The sequence below is a fragment of the Streptomyces hydrogenans genome, from assembly GCF_014656075.1.
Taxonomy (GTDB): Bacteria; Actinomycetota; Actinomycetes; order Streptomycetales; family Streptomycetaceae; genus Streptomyces; species Streptomyces hydrogenans.
On sequence record NZ_BNBS01000155.1, the window covers coordinates 1 to 16,090 of the forward strand.

The 16,090-nt window shown below is 74.7% G+C and carries 13 protein-coding genes and 2 pseudogenes; 10 read left to right on the forward strand and 5 right to left on the reverse strand.

The genetic code is table 11. The annotated features are described in order from the left end of the window. Positions 1–4: 4 nt before the first annotated feature. Genes IE321_RS36855 through IE321_RS36875 form a run of 5 tightly spaced genes read left to right on the forward strand, consistent with a single transcriptional unit; the run spans position 5 to position 5,435 of the window. Positions 5–1,729: a lipid II flippase MurJ gene (locus IE321_RS36855; protein ID WP_190226124.1), complete on the forward strand. Its 1,725-nt coding sequence runs from the start codon at positions 5–7 to the stop codon at positions 1,727–1,729. Next, positions 1,626–2,429, forward strand: coding sequence for a polysaccharide deacetylase family protein (locus tag IE321_RS36860; RefSeq protein WP_190226119.1), 804 nt, complete (start codon positions 1,626–1,628; stop codon positions 2,427–2,429). Before IE321_RS36855 ends, IE321_RS36860 begins: the two co-directional genes overlap by 104 nt. Continuing rightward, positions 2,426–3,571 carry a glycosyltransferase gene (locus IE321_RS36865; RefSeq protein WP_190226120.1) on the forward strand — a complete coding sequence of 382 codons (1,146 nt, stop codon included), beginning with the start codon at positions 2,426–2,428 and terminating at the stop codon, positions 3,569–3,571. Before IE321_RS36860 ends, IE321_RS36865 begins: the two co-directional genes overlap by 4 nt. A gap of 44 nt (positions 3,572–3,615) precedes the next feature. Further along, positions 3,616–4,290 carry a YveK family protein gene (locus IE321_RS36870; protein WP_190226121.1) on the forward strand — a complete coding sequence of 225 codons (675 nt, stop codon included), beginning with the start codon at positions 3,616–3,618 and terminating at the stop codon, positions 4,288–4,290. Next, positions 4,287–5,435: a GNAT family N-acetyltransferase gene (locus tag IE321_RS36875; RefSeq protein ID WP_229916726.1), complete on the forward strand. Its 1,149-nt coding sequence runs from the start codon at positions 4,287–4,289 to the stop codon at positions 5,433–5,435. Before IE321_RS36870 ends, IE321_RS36875 begins: the two co-directional genes overlap by 4 nt. 665 nt (positions 5,436–6,100) lie before the next feature. Here IE321_RS36875 and IE321_RS43100 read toward each other — a convergent pair. Continuing rightward, positions 6,101–7,064: pseudogene (locus IE321_RS43100) on the reverse strand (glycoside hydrolase family 26 protein); the annotation flags it as partial. Between the two features lie 207 nt (positions 7,065–7,271). Between IE321_RS43100 and IE321_RS36885 the strand changes: the two are divergent. Beyond that, positions 7,272–8,582: a carboxylate--amine ligase gene (locus IE321_RS36885; RefSeq protein ID WP_229916728.1), complete on the forward strand. Its 1,311-nt coding sequence runs from the start codon at positions 7,272–7,274 to the stop codon at positions 8,580–8,582. A gap of 26 nt (positions 8,583–8,608) precedes the next feature. After that, the gene (locus IE321_RS36890; RefSeq protein ID WP_372470190.1) at positions 8,609–9,886 is read left to right on the forward strand and encodes an FAD-dependent oxidoreductase; all 1,278 of its coding nucleotides are present in this window, start codon (positions 8,609–8,611) and stop codon (positions 9,884–9,886) included. Between the two features lie 75 nt (positions 9,887–9,961). On the opposite strand, the gene IE321_RS36895 is transcribed toward IE321_RS36890, so the two are convergent. Both IE321_RS36895 and IE321_RS36900 read right to left on the reverse strand, forming a co-directional pair. Further along, positions 9,962–10,195: a chaplin gene (locus tag IE321_RS36895; RefSeq protein ID WP_043227052.1), complete on the reverse strand. Its 234-nt coding sequence runs from the start codon at positions 10,193–10,195 to the stop codon at positions 9,962–9,964. A gap of 175 nt (positions 10,196–10,370) precedes the next feature. Then, on the reverse strand, positions 10,371–10,784 hold the full coding sequence (locus IE321_RS36900) for a rodlin (RefSeq protein ID WP_043227051.1): 414 nt from the start codon (positions 10,782–10,784) through the stop codon (positions 10,371–10,373). 218 nt (positions 10,785–11,002) lie between these two features. Between IE321_RS36900 and IE321_RS36905 the strand changes: the two genes are divergently transcribed. The 3 genes from IE321_RS36905 (at position 11,003) to IE321_RS36915 (ending at position 13,367) form a co-directional block, all read left to right on the forward strand. Further along, a complete protein-coding gene (locus IE321_RS36905) occupies positions 11,003–11,413 on the forward strand; it encodes a rodlin (protein ID WP_043227049.1) in 411 nt (136 codons plus the stop codon). 426 nt (positions 11,414–11,839) lie between these two features. Continuing rightward, on the forward strand, positions 11,840–12,871 hold the full coding sequence (locus IE321_RS36910; RefSeq protein ID WP_190226123.1) for an LCP family protein: 1,032 nt from the start codon (positions 11,840–11,842) through the stop codon (positions 12,869–12,871). A 97-nt stretch (positions 12,872–12,968) separates the two neighbouring features. Next, the gene (locus IE321_RS36915; RefSeq protein WP_043227045.1) at positions 12,969–13,367 is read left to right on the forward strand and encodes a rodlin; all 399 of its coding nucleotides are present in this window, start codon (positions 12,969–12,971) and stop codon (positions 13,365–13,367) included. Positions 13,368–13,443: 76 nt separating this feature from the next. Here the strand turns inward: IE321_RS36915 and IE321_RS36920 are convergent, their stop codons facing one another. Beyond that, positions 13,444–15,468 carry a thioredoxin domain-containing protein gene (locus IE321_RS36920; protein ID WP_043227044.1) on the reverse strand — a complete coding sequence of 675 codons (2,025 nt, stop codon included), beginning with the start codon at positions 15,466–15,468 and terminating at the stop codon, positions 13,444–13,446. 4 nt (positions 15,469–15,472) lie between these two features. Beyond that, a pseudogene (locus tag IE321_RS36925) lies at positions 15,473–16,090 on the reverse strand (hypothetical protein); the annotation flags it as partial.

A 16,090-nucleotide genomic window follows, 5' to 3' on the forward strand; every position in this document is an offset into this window, starting at 1 on the left:
GCCCGTGCCGCCGCGGACCGGGCGGCGGGCGCACGCCGGGGTGAAGGCGCGGGCGGCGAGCCGCCGCGGGCGCGGGTTCCTCGCGCGGGCGGCGGCGGTGACGGCGGCGCTGACGGCCGTCGGGGCGGTACTCGGCCTTGTGCGGGACCAGATCCTGGCCGGGTACTTCGGGGCGGGTGCGGAGACGGACGCGTTCCTGGTGGCGTGGACGGTTCCGGAGTTCGCGTCGACGCTGCTGATCGAGGACGCGATGGCGCTGATCCTGGTGCCGGCGTTCTCGCGGGCGCTGGCCCGGCGTTCGGGGTCGCTCTCCGGGGATCCCGTACGGGATCTGGTGCGGGGGACGCTGCCCCGGCTCACGCTCACGGTCGGGGTGGTCGCCGCGGTCCTGATCGCGGCCGCTCCGGCGGTCGTCTCGGTGCTCGCGCCGGGCCTCTCCGATCCGGGGCTAGCGGTGGACTGCACCCGGCTCACCGCGACCTGTGTGCTGACCTTCGCGCTGGTCGGCTACTGCTCGGCGGCGCTGCGGGCGCACCACGTCTTCCTGCCGCCGGCCGCGATCTACGTGGCGTACAACGTCGGCATCATCGGCACGATGGTGCTGCTGCGCGACCCCTGGGGGGTGCGGTCGGCCGCGGCGGGCGTGGCGGTGGGCGGGGTGTTGATGGTGCTGGTGCAGGCGCCGGCACTGCTGCGGGAGCTGCGGGCGCGGCCGGTGCCGTCGCGGGAGCCGGAGGTGCCGGCGCCGGGCTCCGCCGGGGACGGGCGGCTCGTGGTGCTGGGGCTGATCGCACCGGTGGTCGCCTTCTCGCTGATCCGGCAGTCGCAGACGCTGATCGAGCGGTTCCTCGCGGCGCCGCTGCCGTCGGGGGCGATCTCGCACCTGAACTACGCGCAGAAGATCGCGCAGATGCCGATGATCCTGTCGCTGATGCTGTGCACGGTCAGCTTCCCGGTGGTCGCGCGGGCGCTGGCCGCGGGCGATCCGGAGGGGGCGCGGCGGCGGGTCGAGCGGGACCTGCTGCTGGCGGCCGTGGTGGTCCTGGTGGGCGCCTCGGTGGTGATCGCCGCCGCCCCGAAGATCGTCGAACTACTGTTTCAGCGTGGCGAGTTCGACCGGAGCGACACGGTCGCCACGGCCGCCGTCATGCGGGTCTACGCGCTCGGGCTGCTCGGCCAGACCATGGTCGGCGCCCTCGTCCGCTGCTACTTCTCCGCCGCCCGCCCCCTCTGGTACCCGGCCGCCGCGATGGCCGCCGCGCTCGCCTCCACCGCCGCCGCCGGCTTCCCGCGCGCCGCGGCCTGGGGCGCCCTCGGCCTCGCCGCCGCCAACGCGCTGGGCGTCGCCCTGACCGCCGCGCTGCTGCTGCGCGGCGGCCACCGGCAGACCGTCCCGGTGCGGTCCGACCGGCTCGGCGAGGGCCTGCTGCGGCTCGCCACGGCGGCCGCCTGGGCGACCGGCGCGGGCTGGCTCTGCTCGGTGGCGATCGACCCCCCGCTGCTCTCCCTCGGCGTCGCGGGCCTCGTCGTCGGCGGCGTCTTCCTGACCTTCATCGCCTGCGCCGCCAAGGCGCCGGAGATCCCTCCCCTCCCCCACCGTTCCCTCCGACGCCGAAGGACCGCCCATGCCCGCCCCCACCGCGCTGCGCCGTCTGCTGCCGAAGCCGCCCCTGTGGGCGAAGCCGCCCCTGTGGGTGGCGATGTACCACTCGGTCACGGACACCGCTGACGATCCGTACCGGGTGACCGTCTCCCCCGTCCGCTTCGCCCGCCAGCTGCACTGGCTCGGCGACCGGGGACTGCGCGGGGTGTCGGTGCGGGAGCTGCTCGCCGCGACCGCCGAGGGGCGCGCGAAGGGACTCGTCGGCCTCACCTTCGACGACGGCTACGCCGACTTCCTCGACTCGGCGCTGCCGCTGCTGCGCCGGCACGGCTTCACCGCCACCGTGTACGTCCTGCCGGGGCGGCTCGGCGGCGGCAACGACTGGGACACCGACGGACCGCGCAAGACGCTGCTCACCGAGGAGGGCATCGAGCGGATCGCCGGCGCCGGGATGGAGATCGGCTCGCACGGCCTGACCCACCGGCGGCTGACGGAGGCCGACGACGCCGCCCTCGCCGACGAGACCCGGCGCTCCCGGGCCCTCCTGGAGGAGATCACCGGCGGCCCGGTGGACGGCTTCTGCTACCCGTACGGCGCGGTCGACCCGCGGGTGGTCCGCGCCGTGCGCAAGGCCGGGTACGGCTACGCCTGCGGCATCGATCCCGGCCCGCTGACCAGCACGTTCGCCCTGCCCCGGGTCCACATCGGGGAGAACGACACCTCCTGGCGGCTCACCGCGAAGCGGGCCCTGCACCCGCTGCGCCGCCGCCATCCCGCCGAGCTGGTCCCCGCCCCGGCGGGCCCGGCCGCGGCGGTGCTGGGATGAGCGGCCCGAAGGTGCTGCACGTCATCACCGGCCTCGGCATCGGCGGCGCCGAGCAGCAGCTGCGGCTGCTGCTGCGCCACCTCCCCGTCCAGGGGCGGGTGGTGACCCTCACCAACCCGGGCCCGGTCGCGACCGGCATCGAGGCCGACGGCACCCCGGTCAGCCACCTCGGCATGACCGGCAACCGGGACCTCGGCGCCCTGCCCCGGCTCGCCCGGATGATCCGCGAGGGCGGCTACGACCTCGTCCACACCCACCTCTACCGGGCCTGCGTCTACGGCCGGCTCGCCGCCCGGCTCGGCGGGGTCCGCCGGGTGATCGCCACCGAGCACTCGCTCGGCGCGTCGCAGATCGAGGGCCGCCCGCTGTCGGCGGGCACCCGCGCGCTCTACCTGGCGTCGGAGCGGCTCGGCACCTCCACCGTCGCCGTGTCGCCGAGCGTGGCCCGCCGGCTCGCCGAGTGGGGGGTGGCGCCGGAGCGGATCGCGGTGGTGCCGAACGGCATCGAGACCGACCGCTTCGCCTTCGCCCCCCGCGCCCGCCGCCTCACCCGCGGGGTCCTCGGCATTCCCGAGGACGCGTTCGTGGTCGGCGGGGTCGGGCGGCTCGCGCCCGGGAAGCGCTTCGACCGGCTGATCCGGGCCGTGGCCTCGGTGCCGGAGGCCCGCCTCCTCCTCGTCGGCGACGGCGAGCGGCGCGAGGAGCTGCGCGCGGTGGCCCGCGAGTGCGGCGCCGCCGGGCGCGTGCTGTTCTTCGGCGCCTGCGAGGACCCGCCGGCGGACGGCCCGGCCGGGCCGATGCTCCCCGAACTCCTCGCCGCCATGGACGTCTTCGTCTCCACCTCGCCGGACGAGACCTTCGGGCTCGCGGTCGTCGAGGCGCTCGCCGCCGGACTGCCGGTGCTGTACGTGGCGTGCCCGGCGGTCGAGGACCTGCCGGCGGACGCGGCACCGGGCGCCCGCCGGATCGGCGAGTCCGTGCCCGAGCTGATCGGCGCCCTGCGCGCGCTGCGGGACGAGCACGGCCCCCGGCCCGTACGGCTGCCCGCGCCGGCCGCCGCCCGCCGCTACGACATCGCGCGCAGCGCCGACCGGCTGATGACCCTCTACGACCGGGCCCTGCACGGCCGCCCGGCCCCGTGAACACCTCCCCGAAGCCCCTGCCCGTCCCAGCGAGAGAGCCCGTCATGACCACCACCCCACCCCGCGCCGTCCGTCTGCCCGCCCGACTGCGCTCCCCCGGCCGCTGGGCGGTGCTGCCCGCCGCCGTGGTCGCCGGGGCCGCCCTCGGCGGCGGCTACGGGGCCCTGAAGACCCCCGAGTACGCCGCCACCAGCTACGTCATCGTCGTGCCCGGCGAGAAGTCCGACCCGGCGGCGGCGCTCGGCTTCGCCCAGGCGTACGGGCGGGTCGCCACCGACATCGCGGTGACCGGCGACGCCCAGGTGTGGGCGGGCGTCAGCGCCGCCACCCTGCGGAAGAGCGTGCAGGCGGAGACCTCCCCCGACGCGCCGATGATCTCCCTCACCGCCCGGGCCGCGAAGCCCTCGCAGGCGGTGTCGATCGCCGACGGGGTGGCCCGCTCGCTGGTCCTCAACTCCACGCACGTGGCGGGCAGCACCGGCGTGAAGGTCGTCCAGTTCTCCCGCGCGACCAAGCCGACCGCCCCGGTGTCGCCGTCCGCGCCGCTCTCCGCCCTGGTCGGCGCCTGTGCCGGCGGGCTGCTCGGCGGGCTCGCGCTGCTCGTCCGTCCGAAGCGGGCCGCCGGGCGCGGCGAGGGCCGCCACTCCCGCCCCGGGACGGTCACCGCCGCCGCGGTGCCCGCGCCCGCCGCCCACCAGCCGGAACCGGAGGCGGTGTGACCTCGGGAAGAACGCTGCGGACCGAACTCTGCCGTGACGCGGAGGACTTCGGACGGCTGGCGGCCGAATGGACCGCGCTGTACGGGCGCTGCTCCTCGGCCACCCCGTTCCAGTCCCACTCCTGGCTGCACTCCTGGTGGCTGTCGTACGGACGTCCCGGCGCCCTGCGGGTGGTGCTCGTACGGGACGGGGACGGCGCGCTCCTCGCGGCGGCGCCCCTGATGCGGGCGCGCGGCCCGCTGCCGGTGCTGACCCAGCTCGGCGGCGCCATCACCGACTTCACCGACGTCCTCCTCGACGACGAGCGCCCCGAGGCGGCCGCCGCGCTCGCCGGCGCCGTCGCCCGGGCGGCCCGGGGCTCGGTCGTCGACCTGCGGGAGGTGCGGCCCGGCGCAGCCGCCGAGCGGGTCTTCGCCCACTGGCGCGGTCCGCGCCGCCGACTGCCGGACTCGCTCTGCCTGGAGCTGCCCGCCGTCCCCATGGAGGGGCTGCTCGAACGGATCCCCTCCGGGAAGGCCCAGCGGGTCCGCGCCAAGCTGCGCAAGCTCGACGCGCTCGGCATCGACGCGCACGTGGTGACCGGCCCCGACGTGCCGGCCGCCCTCGACCGGCTGCTGACCCTCCACCAGCTCCAGTGGCGGGGCCGCGGGGTCACCGCCGAGCACACCAGCGAGCGGTTCGCGCAGCACCTGACCCGGGCGGTCCGGCCCATGGTGGAGCGGGGCGACGCGATGGTCACCGAGTTCCGGCTCGGCGGGGACGTGGTCGCCGCCGACCTGACCCTGATGTCCCCGCGCCTCGCCGGCGGCTACCTGTACGGCGCCGACCCGGTCCTGCGGGAGCGCAAGGTCGACGTCGCCGCGATGCTGCTGCGCCACGGCGCCCGCGAGACCAGCGCGGGCGGCCGGGCCACGCTGAGCATGCTGCGGGGCAGCGAACCGTACAAGCAGCACTGGCGGCCGGAGCCGGTCCGCAACCGGCGGCTGCTGCTCACCGGTCGCGGTACGGCCCCGCTGCTCTGGCTCCACGCGGGCGCGGCCGACGCGCGCCGCTGGGTCGCCCGGCAGGCGCGGGAGCGGGCCTGGGCCGGCCGGCTCCTCGTCCGCCTCCCCGTCCGCGCCCCCGCGCCCACGCCGGGCGGCTGACCGTCAGAACGGCCAGACGCCGTTCAGGGCCCCCTTCCAGTCGACGTCGAGGTCGAGGTCGAGCTTCATCTCGTCCTTCCACCCGCTGTCCTTCGGCACGCACACCGGCCCACCGATCCAGCTCTCCACCCATCCCCCGAGCTCGACCTTCCAACAGTCGGGCTTGGGCTCGGGCTTGGGCTCCGGCTTCGGCTCGGGCTTCGGCTCCGGCTTGGGCTCGGGCTTGGGCTCCGGCTTGGGTTCCGGCTTGGGTTCCGGCTTCGGCTCGGGCTTCGGTTCCGGCTTGGGCTCCGGCTTCGGTTCCGGCTTCGGCTCGGGCTTCGGCTCGGGCTTGGGCTCCGGCTTGGGTTCCGGCTTCGGTTCCGGCTTCGGCTCGGGCTTCGGCTCGGGCTTGGGCTCCGGCTTCGGCTCGGGCTTGGGTTCCGGCTTCGGCTCCGGCTTCGGCTCGGGCTTCGGCTCCGGCTTCGGTTCCGGCTTCGGTTCCGGCTTCGGCTCGGGAACAGTCGGATCCACGGGATCAACCGGATCAACCGGGTCCACCGGATCAACCGGGTCCACGGGATCCACGGGATCAACCGGGTCCACCGGGTCCACCGGGTCCACCGGGTCCACCGGGTCCACCGGATCAACGGGGTCGACCGGATCCACCGGCACCGACGGCTCCGCCCCGTACAGCATTTCGCGGAACACCCGGGACGACCGGGGATTGTCGTCGCATTGCCAGACGCCGTGCGGGCAGTAGTCCGTGATGGTGTGGTACAGCGGTTTGTGCTGCCGGATCCATTCCAGCATGCGCCGCATGTACGTCGGATTGTCGCCGTTCCGGAAGAGCCCCCATTCCGGATAGGAGATCTGCTTTCCGTGTTCGGCCGCGAAATCGACCTGCTTCTGGAGGCCGTACGGTTCGTTCACGTGCCGGTCGAAGTCGGCGCCGGGCGGCTGGTCGTAGGAGTCCATGCCGATGATGTCGACGACGTCGTCACCGGGGTAGCACTCGGTCCACGGCACCGCGTCCCGGCCGCGGCTCGGATTGAAGTCGAAGCGGAACTTCCCGCCGGGCACCGACCGCATGGTCGTGACGATCCGGTTCCAGTACTTCTTCCACGCGTCCGGGTCGGGCCCGCACCGGTGGGTGTAGGTGGTGCCGTTCATCTCCCAGCCGAGGACGAGGACCGTGTCCAGGGCCCCGGCCTCGACGAGCCGGCGGGCGAGGGTGCGGAAGTGGTGGTCGTAGTAGCCCGCGGCGCCGAGCTGGAGCTGGCGGCGTACCTCCTGGTCGGGGACGCCGGCCTCGTTCCGCTCCAGCATGGGGACGTTGAGCACGAACATCCGGTCGCGCTTGGTGTTGCGCCAGTCCGCCCACGCGTCGAGGAAGCCGGGCGGGCCCTCGATGTTGGACCAGAGGTCGCCGGGCAGGTACGTGTGGCCGACGCGGAGCTCACGACCGCCGAGCCAGCGCTCCAGCTGGCCGATCCGGGTCACCCCGAGCGAACCGGAATCGAGGAAGGCCCCCATGGCCGTGGGGGCGGGGAGAGTCGGACCGGGGCCCTCCGCCGTCGGGGACGCGGCGGCGTGGGCGGGTGCCGACAGCACGACCGAACCCGAGACGAGGAGGCCGGCGGTGATCACCCCCAGCCATGCCCGTCTTCTTCTCGGTGTTCCTCCTACAGGTTCCACGGCCGCTCCTTCACACGCACGTCATTTGACGCTCAGTCAATCCGATACTCCGAAAGTATTCCTAATGAGCCGACCGTGAACGCCGCTTCCCTTCACTCCCTAGTCCATTAGAGGATTTCATCGCCCAGTTGGGGCACCCGAGATGAAGGTGCGATGCTCATGCCGCCTTTCGACACCCGCGTACCCGCAGTCCTCGTGCGGCTCGACCGGAACCCCTTCCACCACGGGACCCTGGGCGCGGCCCGCTCCCTGGGCCGCGCCGGGATCCCCGTCCACGCCGTCGTCGAGGCGGGCGACAGCCCCGTCGCCCGCTCGCGGTACGTCCGCTCGGTGCGCCCCCGCCCCGCCTCCGCGGCCTCCACCGAACTGGCCGCGCTGCTGCTCCGGATCGCCGACGAGATCACCGACGCTCCCTCGGATCCCGTGCTCGCGGTGCCGCTGGACGACATCAGCGCGCTCGCGCTGGCCCGCCGCCACGCCGAACTCGCGGGCAGGATCCTGCTGCCCGAGCGGACCGAGGAGCAGCTGCTGAGGGTCGCGGACAAGGCCGCGCTCGCCGTGACCTGCGCCGAGCTGGGCCTGCCCCATCCCCGTACCGAACTCCCCACCAGCGCCGACGAGGCCGCCGCCATGGCGTGGGCGCTCGGGCTGCCGGTGATCGCCAAGTGGAGCCGCCCCTGGCTGCTGCCGGCCGGGGGCGGGCTGCGCAGCACGACCGTCCTGCGCTCCCTCGCCGAGGTGCGGGAGCTGTACGGACGCACCCCGCAGGCCGGCAGTCGGCTGCTGCTCCAGGAGCGGCTGCCGCCGGGCCGGGACCTCGACTGGTTCTTCCACGGGTACGCGGACTCCGCGGGCCGCTGCGCCGCCGGGGCCACCGGCCGCAAGGAGCGCTCCTGGCCGGACGCGGCCGGACTCACCGCCGTCGGCCGCTGGACGCCCAACCCGGAGGTGGACCGGCTCGCCCGCGGACTGCTCGACGCGCTGGGCCACCGGGGCGTGTGCGACCTCGACTTCCGGCTCGACCGGGCCACCGGCGCGTACCACCTGCTCGACTTCAACCCGCGTCCCGGCGCCCAGTTCCGGCTCTTCGCCGACCGCCGGGGGCTGGACGTGGTGCGGGCCCTGCACCTGGACCTCACCGACCGGCCGGTGCCGGCGTTCTCCCCCGCGTACGGCCGCCGCTTCGTCGTGGAGAACTACACGGCGCTCTCGCTGCTCGCCTCCCCCGGCCGCCGCTACGCCCCCGAGCCGGGCGGCGGCCGGGTGCCCACCGAGCGCGCCTGGTTCGCCACCGACGGCCCGGCCGCCGCGCTCCGGATGGGCCGCGCCTGGCTCGCCCACCTGCTGCGCAGGGCGCTGGCGACACTCCGCCGACGGCTCGCGGCCGGACGCCCCCGGCACCCGGCCACCCTGCCGGGCCCGTCGAGCCCGTCGGCCCGCACCTCCCCCACCCGGCTCAGCCGGCGATGAAGACGGAAGACAGGACGGCGAACGCGATGGCGAAGGCGAATCCGGTGCGCGACCTGGTGGTCGTCGGGGCCGGTCCGTACGGACTGTCGGTGGCCGCGCACGCGGCGGCCCGCGGCCTCGGCCCGGTCACCTTCGGCCGGCCCATGGAGTCCTGGCACGCCATGCCCTCCGGCATGTTCCTGAAGTCCGAGCCGTGGGCTTCGCACCTCTCCGACCCGGCGGGGGCGTACGGGCTCGACGCCTACGCCGCCGCCCGGGGGGTGCGCGCCGAGCACGGCGTGCCGCTCCCGGTCTCCTTCTTCGCCGCCTACGGCGACTGGTTCGCCCGGCGGGCCGTCCCGGCCGTCGACGAGCGGACGGTCGTCTCGGTGGCGCCCGCCCCGGAGGGCTTCGCCGTCACCACCGAGGACGGCGAGACGCTGCGGGCCCGCACGGTCGCCCTCGCCGTCGGGGTGCTGCCCTTCCTGGAGGTCCCCGGCCCGCTCCGGCACCTCCCCCGCCGGTACGTCACCCACTCCAGCCACCACGGCGAACTCGACGGCCTCGCCGGACGGGACGTCACCGTCGTCGGCGCCGGACAGGCCGCCCTGGAGACCGCGGCGCTGCTCGCCGGGGCCGGGGCCGCCGCCGTCCGGATCGTCGCCCGGGCGGACCGGCTGCGCTGGAACACGCTGCCGCCCGCCCTCCGCCGCGGCCCGTGGGCCGCCCTGCGCGCCCCGCACACCGGGCTCGGCTGCGGCTGGACCAACAAGCTGTACGCCGACGCCCCGGGCGCCTTCCGGCGCCTGCCCGCCACCACCCGGGCCCGGCTCTTCGACTCGGCGCTCGGCCCGGCCGGCGCCTGGTGGCTGCGCGAGCGGTTCGGCGCCGTCACCGACGTCCGACTCGGGCACCGGATCACCGCGGCGGCCGTCACCGGGGACGACCGCGTCCGGCTGGACGTCGAGGGCCCGGACGGGACGGCGGTCCTGGAGACCGACCACGTCGTGGCCGCCACCGGCTTCGTCCCCTCCCTCGACCGGGCCGGGGTCCTGGACCCGGCGCTGCGGTCCGCGCTGCGCACGGTCGGCCCGGCGCGCGCCCCCGAGACCGGCGCCCTCTTCGAGTCCTCCTGGCCGGGCCTCTTCCTGGCGGGCCTGCTCACCGCCCCCTCGTACGGCCCGTCGATGCGTTTCGTGTTCGGCGCGGGCTACACGGCGGGCCGGCTGGTGCGGGGGGTGCGGCGGCGGCTGCGCGCCGGCGGTGGCGGTGGCGCGGCGGGACGGCCGCGCGGCGGCGAACGGGCGCTCGGGGTAAGGGCGTAGACGGCATCCGGCCCAGGGAAGCGATGCGCTCCCCTGGGCCGGGTACTGCCGTTTCCGCGGTCGCGGCGGCGTGGGTCAGGCGTTGATGCAGGTGTTGCCGAAGGCCGGGTTCAGCGCGCCGATGACGTTGATGCTGTTGCCGCAGGCGTTGATCGGGATGTGGATCGGGATCTGGACGACGTTGCCCGAGAGGACACCCGGCGAACCGATGGCCACACCCTCCGCCTCGGCGTCGGCGAAGGCCGGGGTGGCCGCACCCATGGCCATGATGACTCCGGCGATGACGGCGGCGGCCTTCTTGCAGTTCATTTCGTCTGGCTCCTATTCCGCGGCGGAAGATCTGCCTCCGCCACACACACGGACAACGACACCCTCCCGCGGAGGAAACCGGGATTGCGGTCCCGCGCCCGGCTTTCACTCCGTTGCGCGCACGACACAGGGCCGGAGGAAGGAAATTCCTCCGGCCCTGCGGTGCGCCGTGGGATCAGCTGTTGCCGATGCCGTTCCCGGAGAGGACCGGGATGTCCTCCAGGACGTGCGACAGCGGCTCGTCGCCCTTGGCCTGGGTGGAGTTCTCCGCGCACTGCTGGTTCTGCGGGGAGGACAGGACGTTGACGTCCTGGACCGCGACCGGCACGAGGACGCCGATGACCGAACCGACGTTGCCCTTGACCGGGGCGCCCAGGCAGAGCTTGTTCAGCGAGCCCTGGACGGCGGAGAACTGCGGGCTCATGTCACCGGCGGTGGTGGAGTTGCCGAACGCCTGGTGGGCGCCGTTCCCGGAGAGGGAGGTCGTGCCGCCGTCGTTGGCGATGGCCATCGCGGGGGCGGCGGCCGCGGCGGCGACGCCGACGGCCGAAGCGGTGACGGCCGCGGCCGCCATCATCTTCTTGATCACGGTGAATCCGTTCTGTTCCCACCAATCGACGTGATTGATGCGACCGGATCAACTGCGGCCGGGGGTGGAGGTTCCGGCGCTTCACCCGATCGACTGGGAACCGCGACGAGCGCTGCCACGTGCGCTCCGCCATCGGGGTGACAGGGCGGAACCCGTGGCTCCGGGGCGAGTTGATCAGGGGGCTCCCTGCACGGAGCCGGTTCTAGAAGGGAACTACCGTGATCAAGAAGGTCATGGCCACCGCGGCCGCCGCCGCCTCGATCGTCGGCGCCTCCGCCGCCGCGGCCACCCCCGCCCTCGCCATCGCCGACGACGGCGGCACCACCTCCAAGAGCGGCAACTTCGCCCACCAGGAGTACGGCAACTCCGCCACGTACGGGAACATGAGCCCGCAGTTCGCGCTCGTCCAGGGCTCCCTGAACAAGCCCTGCATCGGCCTGCCGGCCAAGCTCAACGCCGGTTCGATCGCGGGTCTGATCCCGATCGCCGTCCAGGACGTCAACGTCCTGTCCTCCCCGCAGAACCAGCAGTGCGTCGAGAACTCGACGCAGGCGAAGGGCGACGAGCCGCTGTCGCACCTGCTGGAGGACATCCCGGTGCTCTCGGGCAACGGCGTGGCCAACGGCTGACGTTCCGCCCTCCCGGCGACACGTCCACGCGTCGAGGGGCCGCCCCCACGGGGGCGGCCCCTTCGCGCGTACGGGCCCGGCTAGCGGGGCCAGACGGGGGTGGACATCAGCCGCTCCCACTCACGGTCCGGCCTGCCCGGCACCGCCCGTCCCGCCTGCTCCCACTGGGCCGCCAGGGCGGAATAGACGGGGAATTGTTGAGGGGACCTGATCGGGTCGGCGGTCGGCGGTTCGCTCACATACCGGCTCTTCGGAATGAAGGCCATCCGTTCCCATTTCCCGGGATTACCGGGAACCGGCGGCGCCATCCTCGCTCCTTCCGCTGCTATTCCCGCATCATTACACAAGCCTCGCAACGGAGTGATTCAGGCGCCCGAAGTCGCGTCGCGTATCTGTGTGCGAGCGGGTTCGAAATAGCGTGCGGGCATGAGATTCCCGCGTCCGTGGCGGCTGCTGATCGCTCCGGCGGCGCTTCTCGCGCTCGCCCCCGGAGCCCTCGCCTCCGCCTTCGGCGGACCCACCGAACTCCCCTCCCCGGAACGGGGACTGAACCTGCTCGTCGTCGGCGTCGACTCCCGGGCGGGAGTCACCGCCGAGGAAAAGGAACGTTTCCGGCTCGGCGGCAAGGGCTGCGACTGCACCGACGTGATCATGCTCGTGCACGTCTCCGCCGGGAACGACCGGGTCAGCGTGGTCTCGCTGCCCCGCGACTCGCTCGCCGAACTCCCCGGCCCGCACACCGACCGGCGGACCGGCAAGGTCCACGACAGCCACCTCGCGAAGGTCAACGCCGCCCACGCTGAGGGTGGTTCGGCCCTGGCCGTCGAGACCGTGGAGGCACTGACGGGGCTCGACGTGCACCGCTACCTGGAGATCGACTTCCGGCGGTTCATGGACACCGTGGACCGGGTCGACGACGGGGTGCCGGTCTGCACGGCGAAGCCCCTGAAGGACTCGGCGACCGGCCTGGACCTGGCGGCCGGCACCACTCGGCTGGGCGGCGGCGAGGGGCTTCAGTACGTGCGCTCGCGGAAGGCCGACGGCGAGATGGACTTCGGGCGCATGCGCAAGCAGCAGAAGTTCCTCGTCAACACGCTGGACCGGATCCGCTCCGGCGGGATCCTCAAGGACCCGGCGCGATTGCGGGCGTTCGCCTCCACGCTGCGCGGCACGGCCGCCGCCGAGCGGGGCATCTCCACCTCCGAACTCCTCACCCTGGCCACCCGCTTGAAGGCGCTCGGCCCGTCCCGCACCGAACTCGCGACCGTGCCCGTGCGGGGCTTCGACACCGTCGAGGGGGTCGGGTCCACCGTCGGCTGGGACGAGGAGGGCGCGGCCGAGGTCTTCGCGCGGCTCCGCGCCGACCGGCCGCTGCCGCCCGGCGACGCCGTCGCGCCCAGCGAGCTCTCGGTCGCCGACTACGAGCCCGCCCGGGGGTCTTCGCTCATCTGCCCGTAGGCCGTCCGGTGGACATGCCGGAACCTCCGCCCCTCCGACCAGTTGATCAGCACGGCTCGACACTCAGCACGAGCCAGTCATCCGAAAGGCCAGAACCATGAAGAAGCTCCTCGCGACCGCTGCGGTGGCTGCCTCGGTCGTCGGCGTGACGGCCGGTCCGGCCCTCGCGATCGCCGACGACGGTGGCACCACGTCGCTCTCCGGCAACGGCGCGCACCAGGAGTTCGGCAACTCCGCCACCTACGGCAACATGAGCCCGCAGTTCGCGCTCGTCCAGGGTTCCCTGAACAAGCCGTGCGTGGGTCTCCCGGCCAAGGTCAACGCCGGTTCGCTGATCGGCGCGATCCCGATCGCGGTCCAGGACATCAACGTCCTGTCCTCCCCGCAGAACCAGCAGTGCGTCGAGAACTCCACCCAGGCCAAGGGTGACGAGCCGCTGTCGCACATCCTCAGCGACATCCCCGTGCTGTCCGGCAACGGCGCCGGCAACAGCTGAGCGACGCCGCTCGGCCACGGCGCGGCCCCGTCGCCCCTCTCCGGAGGGTCGGCGGGGCCGTGTCCTTGTCAGGGCCTCAGCGGAGCAGCCGGGCCAGGGCGTCCGGGTCGGTGACGGGTGCGTCGCAGGTGAAGTGGCGGCAGACGTACGCGGCGGGCGACCCGGCGACCAGGGGGCGGTCCCGCAGGAGCGGGAACTCCGCGCCGTCGGGGGCTCCGACGGCGAGGACCGCCCCGGGGGTGGTCGCCCTCAGGGCCGTGCGGCGCAGCTCCTGGAAGCCGGGGTCGGCGGCGGTGCCGACGACGGCGATCTCGCGGGGGCCGTCGAGCAGGGCCTCGGCGACGGCGAGGCCCCAGCCGATGAAGCGGGGGGCGCGCGGGCCGAGCGCCTTGACCACGCCGAGGGCGCCCTCGGCGGCGGCCCGGTGGGCTTCCGAGCCGGTGTGGGCCGCGTACGAGAGCAGGGCTCCGGCGGCGGCGGTCCAGCCGGACGGGGTGGCGTTGTCGGTGGGGTCCTGGGGGCGCCGGATGAGGGTCTCGGCGTCGTGGGCCGTGTCGTACAGCGCGCCGCCCTCGGCCGTGAAGCGGTCGAGGACGACGTCCAGGAGGAGGCCGGCGAAGTCCAGCCAGGCGCCCTCGCCGGTGACGGCGGCGAGGGCGAGGAAGCCTTCGGCGGTGTCGGCGTAGTCCTCCAGGACGCCCGCGTTGGCGCCGGCCCGCCCGTCCTTCGAGGTGCGGGTGAGCCGGCCGCCGTCGTCGAGGTGGAGGCGGACCAGCAGGTCGGCGGCCTCGGTGGCGCGCTCGACCAGGTCGGGGCGGTCGAAGAGGGCGCCGGTCTCGGCGAGGGCGGCGATCGCGAGGCCGTTCCAGGCGGCGACGATCTTGTCGTCGCGGCCGGGGCGCGCGCGCCGCTCGCGGGCCGCGTGCAGCCGGGTGCGGATGGAGGCGATCCGGCCGGCGTCGGCCGGGCCCGCCTCCTGGGGGAGCTGGAGGACCGAGGCGCCGTGCTCGAAGGTGCCGGCCTCGGTGACGCCGTAGTGGGTGGCGGCGAGGGCGGCGTCCTGCTCGCCGAGGACCTCGGCGAGCTGGGCGGGCGTCCAGGCGTAGTAGGCGCCCTCGACGTGCCGGCCGGTGCCGTCGTCGGAGTCCGCGTCGAGCGCGGAGGCGAAGCCGCCCTCGGGGGTGCGCAGTTCGCGGACCATGAAGTCGGCGGTCTCCAGGGCGACCCGGCGGGCCAGGTCGCTGCCGGTGGCCTTCCACAGGTGGGCGTAGACGCGGCAGAGCAGGGCGTTGTCGTACAGCATCTTCTCGAAGTGCGGGACGACCCAGGCGCGGTCGACGGCGTAGCGGGCGAAGCCGCCGCCGAGCTGGTCGTAGATGCCGCCGCGGGCCATCGCCTCGCAGGTGTCGGCGGCCATCTGGAGCGCGCCCTCGGAGCCCGTGCGGGCGTGGTGGCGGAGCAGGAACTCCAGGGCCATCGACGGCGGGAACTTGGGGGCGCCGCCGAAGCCGCCGCGGGTGGCGTCGTACTCGCGGGTGAGGCCGAGGAGGGCGGCGGCCAGTTCCTCCTCGCCGGGCAGGCCCTCGCCGGCGACGGCGAGGGAACGGCCCGCGAGGTCCTTCACGATCCGTTCGGCGACCTCGGCGACCTCGCCGCGGCGGTCGGTCCAGGCGGTGTGGACGCCGTCGAGGACCTCGGGGAAGGACGGCATGCCGTGGCGGGGCTCCGGCGGGAAGTAGGTGCCGAAGTAGAAGGGCGCCGCGTCGGGGGTGAGGAAGACGGTCATCGGCCAGCCGCCGTGGCCGGTGGCGGCCTGGACGGCCTCCATGTAGACGGCGTCGACGTCCGGCCGCTCCTCGCGGTCGACCTTGACGGCGACGAAGTGCTCGTTGACCAGCGCGGCGGTGGCCTCGTCCTCGAAGGACTCGTGGGCCATCACGTGGCACCAGTGGCACGAGCTGTAGCCGACGCTGAGCAGCACGGGGACGTCCCGGCGGCGGGCCTCCTCGAAGGCTTCCGGCGACCAGGGCCACCAGTCGACCGGGTTGTCGGCGTGCTGGAGGAGGTAGGGGGAGGTCTCATGGGCCAGTCGGTTCGGCATGGCCCTATCCTGCCCTGCCGCGCAGGGCGCGCAGGGGAGACCGGCCCGTCCGGCGCAGGCCGGCCCAGACGCACCAGGCGGCCAGGGCCAGTGCGGTGAGGGCGGCGGAGGCGGCCGGGAGACGGTACGTCACGAGGGCGCCGGCCAGGACGACGGCGAGGCCGTCGAACTGCCACAGGAAGACCCGGAGCGCCGCGAGGTCGCCGAACGGGGTGACGAGGGGGACCAGCAGGGCGGCGGGGAGGTCCGTCTTCATCTCGCGCAGGAACCGGACGCCGAGGACGAGGACGAGGACGCCCGCCGCCAGCAGGGCCGTGTGGGCGGGCCGGGTGTCCGGGAGGGGGCCGCGGGCGAGGAGCGCGGCGGCGGTGGCGGCGCCGGTGACCGCGACGACCGCGGTGACCGGCCAGGCCAGGGTGCGGGCGGGGGTGCCGCCGCCGCGCCCGCCGTACAGGGGCGCCATGATCAGCTCGTCGCGCAGGCCGCGCCAGGTCTCGCCGATGCGGCCGGAGCCGGCGTACACGGCGGCGGCGCCCGCCGCCCGGGCCAGGGCGGCCGGGCCGCCGCCGGGTGTCGCGGCGCCGAGGGCGAGCGCGCCGCCGCCGGCGGCCAGGAGCGCGAC